This is a genomic window from Cellulophaga sp. L1A9 (genome assembly GCF_009797025.1).
In the GTDB taxonomy this organism is placed as follows: domain Bacteria; phylum Bacteroidota; class Bacteroidia; order Flavobacteriales; family Flavobacteriaceae; genus Cellulophaga.
This window is the reverse complement of record NZ_CP047027.1, coordinates 4,091,846-4,103,984: the sequence shown is the minus strand read 5'-3', so window position 1 is coordinate 4,103,984 and position 12,139 is coordinate 4,091,846. Positions and strand designations below refer to the sequence as shown.

Below are 12,139 nucleotides of genomic sequence, written 5' to 3'. Positions count from 1 at the left end.
ATGATTCAATTTTTGGTCTAAATATACTTCAAAAGCTTAAGGGGCACGTGCTTTATTACTAGAAAAATTAGTCGGTTAATCTACCTTAAACATACAACTCTAATTTAAATGTAAAGTGACCTCTTGTTACGATAGAATTTTTAACAGTGTAACCAATGTTACTGTAGAAAGGTGGTAAACTCATTAATTTTATCTAAAACTAAACAAAATGTCTAAAATTGTTATTTTAGGAGCAGGTATTTCTGGCCATGTAGCAGCTTCACATCTACGAAGAAAGCTGTCTAAAAACCATGAAATTATTGTGGTATCTCCTAACAGTAATTACCAATGGGTTCCTTCTAATATTTGGGTAGGAATTGGCAGAATGAATTCTGACAAAATCCATTTTCCCTTAGCACCTTTATATAAGAAAAAAGGTATTGGCTACAAGCAAGCAAAAGCAATAGCCTTTTTTCCGGAAGGCGATAAAAATGAAGAAAAGCCTTATGTTTTATCTGAATATGTAGCAGGGGAAAATAAAGGCCAGCAAGAAAAAGTAACCTACGATTATTTGATCAATGCCACTGGTCCTAAATTGAATTTTGAAGCGACTGAAGGTTTAATTCCAGGACAGAATAAAACGTATTCCGTTTGTACCTATGCACATTCAGATCATGCCTGGGAAGGATTAAATAACGTAATTCAAGAAATGAAATCTGGTAAGAAGGTTAAAATTCTAATTGGTACTGGCCATGCAAAATCTACCTGTCAAGGTGCTGCTTTTGAGTATATTTTAAATGTAGAACAAGAATTACGCGAGCATAATGTACGTGATATGGCTGAAGTTACTTGGATTTCTAATGAATATCAATTAGGTGATTTTGGAATGGATGGTATGTTATTAAGTTACGGAAGCATGACCATGAAATCTCATGAAATGGTTGAAATGATTTTTGAAGATCGCGATATAAAATGGATTCTTGGAGCTGGAGTTAACAAGATTGAAGATGGAATTGCACATTACGAAAATTTAGATGGAGAATATAAAACAGAAGCTTATGATTTCGCCATGTTAATACCTTCATTTTCTGGTCATGGTTTTAAAGCCTATGATAAAAATGAAAACGACATTACAGAAAAACTTTTTAAAGGGTTTATGTTAGTTGATGCTGATTACACACCAAAACCTTACGAAGAATGGTCCGTTAAAGATTGGCCAGAAACCTATCAAAACCCAAGTTATAAAAATATTTTCGCCCCAGGAATTGCCTTTGCTCCTCCACATGCTATTTCTAAACCTAGAATGAGCAAAAACGGTACAGCTATTTCCCCTGCACCACCACGTACTGGAATGCCATCTGGTATGACCGCAAAATTGGTGGCCGACAATATTATAGATTCTATAAAAGGCGGAAAAGAATCCTTGAATCACAAAGGGAGTTTAGGTAATATGGGAGCCGCTTGTATTGCTTCTGCGGGTTATGGTATCACTAAAGGAAGTGGTGTAAGCATCACTACATTTCCAATTGTTCCAGATTATGAAAAATACCCGAAAACTCAAGGAAGACAATTAGGAAAAACATTTGGAGAAATTGGTTTAGCAGGGCATTGGCTGAAATTGGCGTTGCACTATGCCTTTATTTATAAAGCTAAAATGCGACCATTTTGGTGGTTAATTCCTGAATAGGAATAAAACTTTTTAAAAGAGATTCCTGAATAAACAAAGTATTCAGTATCCGTATTTAGCAAATGAAAATATAAAATAACATGACACAAAGAATATCAAAATATCAAAAATTTAAAATGATGAACCCCATCATTCAGTTTTTTAAATTTATTTATTTAAGTATAAAAATAATGCTTGTAGTTGCAGGCGGACATGGAGGCACTAGAAAAGTTAATTGATGTTGCTATCTGTTTTTTAGTTGATAATTGAAAAGGCATTTATAAGAAATTATGGATGCTTTTTTTTTTTAAATAAAAGCTACTAACAGCCTAAAAAAGAGCTGAATGACTTAGGTCATTTTATTTACGACTGTCTTGCTTTACATTTATAGTACTAGCTAAAAAAAGTAATATAAAACTCAATTTTATGGAGATTGAATTGCGTTTTTCTAATTGGTCGGTACATTAACCGAAAGCATTTTCATTTAATATAAACCTAGTTTTACTTCTTAACGCAGCCGAGTTAATTATTGAAAATATTTTAGTTAAAGAAGATATAGAAACAAGGGATTAATTTGAGGTTAGGAGTTAGCGGTATGTTTTGAAAAAGATTAAATTTTTAACAGTTAAATAATTAGCATTCTTTAATTAAAAAAAGGGCACTTTTTGTTAAGTAACCTTTGTTACTGACTTCGGTTATTTACTAATGTATTTTTGTCTCAGAAAATTATATAGCATGAAAAAAACAACATACTTACCAATGCTCATTTTATGTTTTGGCTCTCTATTTTTGCATGCACAAGAATTAGTGCCAATTACTAAAACTGAAGTCCAGACTAAAGTGTCTGACCATAATACAGCTATTAAAATTTCAGAAGAAGAATTCACTCAAGCTCAAGCAGATTATAGACAAACCAATGCTGTGTTTTTACCCAACATTACAGCAAGTCACACTGCAATGGCAACCACAAATCCTTTAATGGCTTTTGGATCTAAATTAAATCAGGAAATTTTAACAGCAAATGATTTTAGTCCAGCATTATTAAATGATCCTTCCCAAATTGAAAATTACGCTACAAAATTTGAAATTCAGCAACCATTAATAAATTTCGACGGACTTTATCAGCGTAAAGCTGCTAAATCTAAAATGGACGCTATGTCTTTAAAGACAGAACGTACACAAGATTATTTAGTATTTGAAGTCGATAAAGCATACATGCAATTACAATTAGCTTACAAAGCAGTGGAGGTTTTAGAAAAAGCCTTAGACGCTGCAAATGCTAATAAAAAATTAGCAGATGATAGTTTTAAACAAGGGTATTTACAACGTGCAGATGTATTGAATGTTGAAGTACGTGTTACCGAAATTCAAAATCAATTACAAACCGCTAAGAGTAATGTTCAAAATGCATCTAATTATTTATCATTTTTAATGAATGATAAAACCTATGTAGTATACATACCTGCTGATGAATTAACCGTTTCTACGTTGACTATTGAAGATAAGACAATTTCTGAAAACCGTTCAGATATTAAAGCGATGCAATTAGCGTCAAATGCTTATGAAGCCATGAATAAAGCAGATAAAATGGCCTTTCTGCCACGATTAAATGCCTTTGGTAGTTATGAATTGTATGACGATCAAATTTTTCAAGGCGATGCCAATGGATACCTATTTGGTGCACAATTAAGCTGGGATATTTTTCAAGGGGCGAAACGTTTTGGCAAAGTGCAAAAAAGTAAGTCCGAATTCGAAAAATCTAAATTAGAATACAATCAATATGTATCACAAAGTAATTTAGAATTAAATAAAGCAAAACGTTCTTTTTTAGATTCCAAAAATAAATTAAAACTGAGTGCATTAGCCATGGAACAATCAGAAGAATCATTGCGTATTAGAACCAATAGGTTTAAGGAAGGTTTAGAAAAAACATCAGATTTATTACTCGCCGATACCCAATATGCTCAAAAACAATTGGAATATTACCAAACTATTTTTGAATACAATTACGCACAAGCTTATTTACAATTTTTAACGAAATAAATTATTGCCTTAATCTTTCGAAGGGGAAGGTACCAATACTTAAAACATACGAGTTCCTTTTGCTTTGAAGAGCGTTAGGGAAAGAAAAAATAAAATAAAATATAAAATGAAAAAAACATATACCATCGTAGCATTTTCTTTCGCATTGTTAGTTGCTAGTTGTGGCAGTGAAGACAAGAAGCCTGTTGCAGATAATTCACCCGCAATTCATGTAGAAGTGAGTCAAGTAGAAACGAATGGCACTAGTCCTTTTTTAAGTGTAAGCGGAAAAATCCAAGCCACTAATAGTGCAGATTTAAGCACTAGAATGATGGGGTACGTAAATAAAGTACACATAAACGTTGGAGATAAAGTACGTAAAGGGCAATTGTTAGTTTCTATTAACAATAGCGATTTACAGGCCAAGAGAGCGCAAGTAAATGCAGGAATTACAGAAGCTACTGCTGCTTTTAATAATGCTCAAAAAGACTACAATCGTTTTAAAAATTTATTTTCAGAAAATAGTGCTTCTCAAAAAGAGATGGACGATATGACGGCAAATTATGAAATGGCAAAGGCACGTTTAGAAGCTGCCAACCAAATGAAAAATGAAGTAAATGCACAATTTGCTTACAGTAATATTACGGCTCCTTTTGATGGAACCGTAACCAGCAAAAATGTGGAAGCAGGAAATATGGCAAATCCTGGCGCACCATTAATAAGCATAGAAACACCAGGTCATTTTGAGGTGATGGCTATGGTTCCTGAATCTGAAATTTCTGAAATTGAAAAAGGAAGCACTGTCGCTGTATTGGTAAAATCTATTAATAAAACCATAAAAGGAAAAGTTACAGAAGTAAGTACATCTGCTAAAAACACAGGCGGACAATACTTAGTAAAAATAGCTTTAGATAAAACAGATGCTCACATTTTATCAGGAATGTTTACAACGGTGCAATTTCCTGTAGAACGAAAAGCAAAATCGGCCATGGTGTTAATCCCTACCGATGTAATTATAACTAACGGACAATTATCTGGGGTGTATACCGTAAGTCAGAGTAACACTGCAATGCTACGATGGTTGCGCTTAGGAAGAACTTTTGGCAATCAAGTAGAGGTATTATCTGGTTTAAATTCAGACGAAGCGTATATCGTTTCTGCTGATGGTAAATTGTTTAATGGAGCCAAAATTATCCCATCCTCCATCCTTCCCAAAGGGAAGGAAGCCAGTATGGAAACTAAGTGATATATACGCTATAAGTACTCGTTGTTGTCAGTTTGAAGAGGCATCTTTAAACTCTGAAAAAATAAATATTAACTAAAAATAACCCATAACATTTCTCTTTCCTTTGGAAAGGGTTAGGGACAGGAATATGAAAGAAGGAATCGCAGGTAAAATTGCCAAAGTCTTTATGCAATCGAAGCTTACAGTGCTTTTGATGATTGTATTTATGGTAGTTGGTGTGTATAGTTCGTTTTTAATTCCACGTGAAGAAGAGCCACAAATTGATGTGCCCATGGCAGACATTTTTGTGGGCTATCCGGGTGCGAGCCCAACGGAGGTAGAATCACGTGTAATTAAGCCATTAGAACAGTTAATTTCAAACATCAAAGGGGTAGAATATGTGTATTCTACTTCCATGAAAGAGCAAGGAATGGTGATTGTTCAGTTTTATGTGGGCGAAGATATTGAGCGCTCCTTTGTAAAACTATACAATGAAATTAACAAACACATGGACGAGATGCCAGCTGGTGTGACGTTTCCATTGGTAAAAACGCGTGCTATAGACGATGTACCAATGTTAGGCTTAACCTTGTGGAGTGAAAATTATGACGATTACCAATTAAGCCAAATGGCACAAGAATTGGAAGCCGAAATAAAAAAAGTAAATGACGTTTCGTCTACGCATCAAATTGGAGGTAGAAACCGTCAACTACGTGTCGTATTAGATAAAGACAAATTAGCATCTAGTGGGTTAGACTTCTTAACGGTTTCTGAAATGATTACGGCTAACAACAGTCAATTAAGTGCAGGAAGCTTTGATAAAAATGACACAGAATTTCTAGTAAATACTGGAAACTTTCTAGCCTCTGTTACAGATGTTGAGAATTTAGTAGTTGGTGTACAACAAAATCAACCTATCTATTTAAAGCAAGTAGCTAAAATTATTGATGGTCCAGAAGTACCTCAAAATTACGTGAGTTTAGGATATGGAAAAGGGAGTGTAAAATCTTCGGAATATAAATCAGAATACCCTGCAGTTACTATTTCTGTTGCAAAACGAAAAGGTGCAGATGCCATGAAAATTGCAGAAGTAATTATTAATAAAACAGATCATTTACGAAGCAATTTAATTCCTGATGATGTTCATGTAGAGATTACCAGAAATTACGGAGAAACAGCTTCACATAAAGTATCAGAATTGTTGTGGCACCTTATTGGTTCTATCTTCGCCGTTACTATTGTAGTGATGTTAGCCATGGGATGGCGTGGTGGATTGGTGGTGTTTTTATCCGTTCCAATTACGTTTGCCTTAACCTTATTGAGCTATTATATGATGGATTACACGCTAAACCGTATTACTTTATTCGCTTTAGTGTTTGTTACAGGAATTGTCGTCGATGACTCCATTATTATTGCCGAAAATATGCACCGGCATTTTAAGATGAAACGCTTACCGTTTAAAGATGCTGCTTTGTATGCAATTAACGAGGTTGGGAACCCAACCATTTTAGCAACATTTACAGTTATAGCATCTGTTTTACCTATGGCTTTTGTCTCTGGATTAATGGGTCCATATATGGCACCAATGCCTATAGGGGCGTCTATAGCAATGATTTTATCCTTATTTGTAGCTTTGACGATCACGCCTTACTTAGGGTATATTTTCTTAAGAGAAAAAGAGAAAAAAGGTGTAGAAGAAAAACAAGAAAAGCCTATTGAAGAGACGTTAATTTATAGAATTTACAACAAATTTGAACGTCCATTATTAGAAAACAAAGCAAAACGTTGGTTGTTTTTAGGAGGAACATTTTTATTATTAATGATAACCATGGTGTTATTTTTCACCAAATCGGTTGCAGTGAAAATGTTGCCTTTTGATAATAAGAATGAATTTCAGATTGTAATTGATATGCCGGAAGGAACCACCTTAGAACGCACTGGAGTGGTCACACAAGAAATTTCACAATACCTAGCGACAAGACCTGAAGTAGTCAACTTTCAAAACTATGTGGGTACCTCTGCTCCAATAACCTTTAACGGTTTGGTGCGTCATTATGATTTACGTGGAGGAAGTAATATGGCAGATATTCAAGTAAATTTAATTGATAAAGAAGAACGTACTGCACAAAGTCATGATATTGCAAAATTACTGCGCCCGGACATTCAAAAAATTGCGTCTAAATATAATGCAAATGTAAAATTGGTTGAAGTGCCACCAGGACCTCCAGTACTATCCACAATTGTTGCTGAAGTTTATGGCCCAGATTATAGTGAGCAAATTAAAATAGCAAACAGTGTTCAGGATATCTTAAAAAACACAGATGATGTGGTGGATATTGATTGGATGGTGGAAGCAGACCAAACCGAATATCAATTTGACATTAATAAAGAAAAAGCCATGTTGTATGGAGTGGCACCACAGCAAATAGCATATACCATGAATATGGCATTGTCTAACAGGCCCATCACGAATTTGTATGATGAAGATGCTGTTAACCAAATTGGTTTAGTATTGGCTTTAGATGAAAAGGAAAAATCTACAGTTACAGATATTTCTCAATTGAAAGTAAAATCGAAACAGGGCAATATGGTTCCTATTGCAGATTTAGTAACGATTACAGCAAGAATAGCTGCAAAAAGTATTTACCATAAAAACCAAAAACGTGTTGTTTATGTAATGGCAGATATGGCTGGAGAATTAGAAAGTCCTGCCTACGCTATTCTAGGAATGGAAGAAAAACTAAAAGAAATTTCGCTACCAAAAGGCTATGAATTAAACGAAATGTATTTAGGTCAGCCCGAGTTTGAAGACAATTATACTGTAAAATGGGATGGAGAATGGCAAATTACTTTAGAAGTATTTAGAGATTTAGGAATTGCTTTCTTAGGCGCTATTATCTTGATTTATATTTTAATTGTAGGTTGGTTCCAAAACTTTAAAGCTCCCATTGTAATGATGGTTGCAATTCCGCTCTCTTTAATCGGAATTATTTTAGGACACTGGATTATGGGAGCATTCTTTACCGCAACATCATTTATTGGGATGATTGCTTTAGCGGGAATTATGGTACGAAATTCTGTTTTATTAATTGATTTTATCAATATAAGAACGGCAGAAGGCGTACCCTTAAAACAAGCAGCTATTGAAGCAGGAGCTGTGCGTACTACTCCTATTCTATTAACTGCTGGAACCGTTGTTATTGGAGCTTTTGTAATCTTATTTGATCCTATTTTTCAAGGTTTAGCCATCTCTTTAATGGGAGGAACTATTGTTTCTACGGTGCTTACCTTATTAGTGGTTCCTTTAGTATATTATATGATAGAAAAGAAAAATTATAAATAATTAAATTCTGAGTTGTCAACTCCCCCATTCGGTTTGACAATTCAGAATAATAACTAAAAAACCAACACTATGAAATTAGTTATCGTTACCGCAGTTGAAGAATACCAAAAAGACGTCTTAACCCTTTTTAAAAATGCAAATATTGAGAAATTTAGTAGTTCTGATATTGATGGGCACAAAAGTGATTCCGCAATTTTAATGGCTTCTAATTGGTTTTCTTCAGGAAAAGGAGGAAGTCAATCGAGTATGTTTTTCTCTTTTACCGAAGATGAAAATATTGATACTTTATTCCATTTAATAAAAGAATTTAATAAAAGTATAGAAACTAATAACCCCTTAAAAGCGGTGGTAGTTCCTATTGAAAAATCTATATAAACTTAAAATTAATTAGAAATGATGAATACCTATTTTAGAGTAATTGTTGGTATCATGGTATTATTGAGTGTTGTACTCACTGTATATGTAAGTGTTAACTGGTTATGGTTTACCGTGTTCATTGGGGTTAATTTAATACAGTCTGCTTTTACCAAATGGTGTCTATTAGAAACTATTTTGGTGAAGTTAGGTGTTAAAAAATAATACGCTTTCTTATCATGAAAAAAGCATGTATACTTAGACTATCACCTAATAATCATTGCCAATGTTCTTGATAACACATTTTTAAACAAAAAAAAGTCTGTACCCTTATGTACAGACTTTTTTTTCGACTTTAGAATCCCAAATGGGTTCAATTATTCCTTGTTGAGCATGAGCTCAAAAACCAATAAATACGAGTAGAAGTAAAATGGTTTTTTAATATCTCAGTACATAACATAAGCGCTAAGATTTTGAATATTCTTAGCGCTTATCAATTTTGTTAAAACATAGTTCTTATGCTTAGTCCATGACAAACTTGAAGCCCGCCGTAATGATACTAGAACTAAAAGTGGTATCTCTATCGTATTGATAAAACTTTAAGTCAATACTTTTAAGGCCAAATTGCCAGAGATGAGCTTTCGCGAAAATATCTGTATAGGATACTCCAAAACCAAATTGGTTCGCTGAGTATTCAGAAAGGTCATAATCTGACGTATAAAACTCATCCGTAGATAAAGCACTTTCGTAGGTATTGAAATAGTCTGCTGCTGTTTGATTGTAGAACCTGTATGATGGATATAAGGTAAACTTATTTGTTATTTTAACCGGTACTTCAATACTCGCTGTATGTGAAGTAATCCCCCAATCATCAAAATAATAACGATAAAAAGTACGTACTGTAACGGTTTCATTGAGGTACCAATTTAACCGACCACCAGCTGCCACTTTAAATCTAGAATCGGGTAGACGTTCAACAGCATCGGCCAATTGAAAATTATCAATAAATGAATCTGCTATATCACTGAAATAAACTCTCTGGAATGGTGTTGATAACAATCCGTCTTGTTGCACAAAATCTAATGCTAATGAACCTTGTACCTTTTTGTGTAATATCTGTGACAACCCAAAACCTACGGAATAAGAGTTACGGCCTTCACTATCAAACGCTGCAAATCTAGGATTATAATTCGTATTGCCTGTAATGGTGTTTTGAGTAAACAAACGATCACTTAAACCAGCTCCTCCTTCTCCGAAAGGTCTTAACTCTGTAGGATAAATAGCATTCCAAGTATCTATGTAAACATTACCATTTACACTTATTTCAGTGTTTTTTTCATTAAAAAGCTTGGTGTAACTACCACCAACTCCCACAGAAAAATAATCATACTCCGAAGATATTGATAACTTAGTAGACCAAATATCGTTTCTATCATCTGAGCTATGGCTATAACTTCCTGTTATATTTGCCCATAAATCACTGCTTGAAGCACCCGAAGATGCTTGAAAAGGGTCTGCAAGACCATCATCAAAAGGTCCTACATTACTGGAAGATGCAGAAGTATATGCAGAAACTCCAGCATCAATGGTAAGCACATCGTCATCATTTAATGGAATAGAAACTATGAAGGTTCCTGTAACATCTGTTAATTCTTCGGTACCTATACCTCCACTTACGGCAGCATTGTCACCATCCTGAGAATAATAACTTGTTAAGAAGTCTACTTCAGTAGTTTCTAACACGCGTTTTTTATAAGCTTTCGTTTCTTCTTGTGCTGTTTGAGCGTGCGCTTTCGCAAAAGCGAATACACACATAAAAATAACTATTTTTTTCAAGTGATTTTCCATATTAGTTACAGCCGCAGCCTCCTCCAGTTTTTCCTCCATTGGCGCCTACAGCAGCCTCACGATAGGAGTGCGCAGTCGTTACATTACGATCGCATTTTTTTTCTGAAAGCACCATATCTGGGTCGTTTATATTGACCTTTTCATATTCTTTAACCACAACACAACTACTAAAACTAATAGCTATTACTGTGACATAAATAATCTTTTTAATCATAATTTGTCTATTTTAATATTCTTTGACTTGGTAATATTTCCTTGATCATCTATAATAATACATTCTATCTGAGGTAACTGATTTATCCTATCTAAACCTGCTTCTTTACCCATCACAAACACAGAGGTCGCGAGCGCATCTGCAAGTTCTGCTTTAGGCGCAAAAACGGTCACACTTATAATCCCACTAGAAGGATAGCCTGTACGTGGATCTATAATATGTGTGTATCGCTTACCGTTAAAGTTTACATACTTCTCATAATTACCTGAGGTTACTACTGCTCCATTGGTTATAGGGAGTAATGCAAATACTTTATTTTTATTCATTGGGTTTGTAATAGCAACTTTCCATTCGCTCCCATCTGGTTGTTTTCCCCAAGTATTCATATCTCCAGAAGCATTTATAATTCCCGAGGATACTCCTTTTTCTATAAGTAATGCTTTTGCTTTATCTGCAGCATATCCTTTGCCTATAGCACCAAAACCAATTTTCATTCCCTCTAGCTTAAGAAATACAGTACTATTCTTTTTATCTAAAACGATATTCTTAAAACCTACTTTTAGTACAGAGGATGTAATTTCTTCTTCTGATGGCATTGCCGTCATACTGCCATCAAACTTCCAGATATAATCCATTGATGCGTAACTAATATCAAAAGCTCCATCGGTAAGTTTTGATATTCCAATAGCTCTTTCAATCAAATTAAAAAGCTCTTTATCAACCTTTACTGGTTGTATACCTGCATTTTTATTGATCGCAGAAGTTTGCGAATTAACATCCCAAGAAGAAATAAGCTTTTCTATTCTAGTAATTTCGGCTATAGCAATATCTATGCTTATATTACCTTGTAATTCATTATCTGCAACTACCGTTATATCAAAACGGCTCCCCATAAGTTTGAGTGTCCGTTTGTAAGGTTGTTGTGCTAAGCATACCAATGAAAATAGTGTGACCAGCAAAGTAATGTATGTTTTCAAATTATTTTGTAAAAGCATTTAATTCTTTGATATAATTTTCAGGTGTAGTCTTTTTGTAGCTTGTCTCCCCTAGCACTTTACCCTTACTATCTAGAACTACCACAAATGGAAAGACGCCATTTCTATTATACCATTCTGCTAATTGAGCATTTGCCTTTGTTTGAGTAGCTGATAATGCATTATTTTTTCGCCTAGGGAAATCTGCCTGAAGCATTACATAATGTTCTCCTGCATACTTTTTAAATTTATCCGTGCTCCAAATTTCACGATCAAGCTTAATACAAGGTGCACACCAATCTGATCCTTGAAAAACAAGAATTATAGGTTTACTTTCTTTTACAGCGATAGCTTTTGCTTTTACAAAATCAGTCTGCCATTCTTGAGCACTTACTGTAGTACCAAAAGCAGCAAAAATCACTGCTAGTAATAAAAAATTTTTCATAGTCTTATAATTAGGTTAATTTATTCTATTAATCGTAATTTAATTCTATAGCTTACATTGATAATTATC

General features: G+C 34.2%; 10 protein-coding genes. 6 read left to right on the top strand and 4 right to left on the bottom strand.

Translation table 11 applies throughout. The annotated features are described in order from the left end of the window. Positions 1-208 precede the first annotated feature (208 nt). From GQR94_RS18045 to GQR94_RS18020, 6 genes are all read left to right on the top strand, one after another. The gene (locus tag GQR94_RS18045; protein WP_158977857.1) at positions 209-1,666 is read left to right on the top strand and encodes an NAD(P)/FAD-dependent oxidoreductase; all 1,458 of its coding nucleotides are present in this window, start codon (positions 209-211) and stop codon (positions 1,664-1,666) included. Between the two features lie 714 nt (positions 1,667-2,380). Continuing rightward, on the top strand, positions 2,381-3,688 hold the full coding sequence (locus GQR94_RS18040; protein ID WP_158977855.1) for a TolC family protein: 1,308 nt from the start codon (positions 2,381-2,383) through the stop codon (positions 3,686-3,688). 106 nt (positions 3,689-3,794) lie between these two features. Further along, positions 3,795-4,913, top strand: a complete 1,119-nt coding sequence (locus GQR94_RS18035) for an efflux RND transporter periplasmic adaptor subunit (RefSeq protein WP_158977853.1) — start codon at positions 3,795-3,797, stop codon at positions 4,911-4,913. A gap of 127 nt (positions 4,914-5,040) precedes the next feature. Further along, positions 5,041-8,235, top strand: a complete 3,195-nt coding sequence (locus GQR94_RS18030) for an efflux RND transporter permease subunit (RefSeq protein ID WP_158977851.1) — start codon at positions 5,041-5,043, stop codon at positions 8,233-8,235. A 69-nt stretch (positions 8,236-8,304) separates the two neighbouring features. After that, complete coding sequence (locus tag GQR94_RS18025) at positions 8,305-8,610, top strand: hypothetical protein (RefSeq protein ID WP_158977849.1); 306 nt, start codon at positions 8,305-8,307, stop codon at positions 8,608-8,610. Positions 8,611-8,628: 18 nt separating this feature from the next. Beyond that, on the top strand, positions 8,629-8,814 hold the full coding sequence (locus tag GQR94_RS18020) for a DUF2892 domain-containing protein (protein ID WP_013552222.1): 186 nt from the start codon (positions 8,629-8,631) through the stop codon (positions 8,812-8,814). A gap of 297 nt (positions 8,815-9,111) precedes the next feature. Here GQR94_RS18020 and GQR94_RS18015 read toward each other — a convergent pair whose 3' ends face one another. The 4 genes from GQR94_RS18015 to GQR94_RS18000 are packed head-to-tail and all read right to left on the bottom strand — an operon-like array spanning position 9,112 to position 12,070. Then, a complete protein-coding gene (locus GQR94_RS18015) occupies positions 9,112-10,404 on the bottom strand; it encodes a DUF3570 domain-containing protein (RefSeq protein WP_158979677.1) in 1,293 nt (430 codons plus the stop codon). Positions 10,405-10,438: 34 nt separating this feature from the next. Then, positions 10,439-10,651 carry a DUF4266 domain-containing protein gene (locus GQR94_RS18010; RefSeq protein ID WP_158977847.1) on the bottom strand — a complete coding sequence of 71 codons (213 nt, stop codon included), beginning with the start codon at positions 10,649-10,651 and terminating at the stop codon, positions 10,439-10,441. Beyond that, positions 10,648-11,646 (bottom strand): FAD:protein FMN transferase, encoded by a 999-nt coding sequence (locus GQR94_RS18005; RefSeq protein WP_158977845.1) that lies wholly within the window; start codon positions 11,644-11,646, stop codon positions 10,648-10,650. Before GQR94_RS18005 ends, GQR94_RS18010 begins: the two co-directional genes overlap by 4 nt. Further along, positions 11,630-12,070 carry a thioredoxin family protein gene (locus GQR94_RS18000; RefSeq protein WP_158977842.1) on the bottom strand — a complete coding sequence of 147 codons (441 nt, stop codon included), beginning with the start codon at positions 12,068-12,070 and terminating at the stop codon, positions 11,630-11,632. Before GQR94_RS18000 ends, GQR94_RS18005 begins: the two co-directional genes overlap by 17 nt. Between the last annotated feature and the right edge of the window lie 69 nt (positions 12,071-12,139).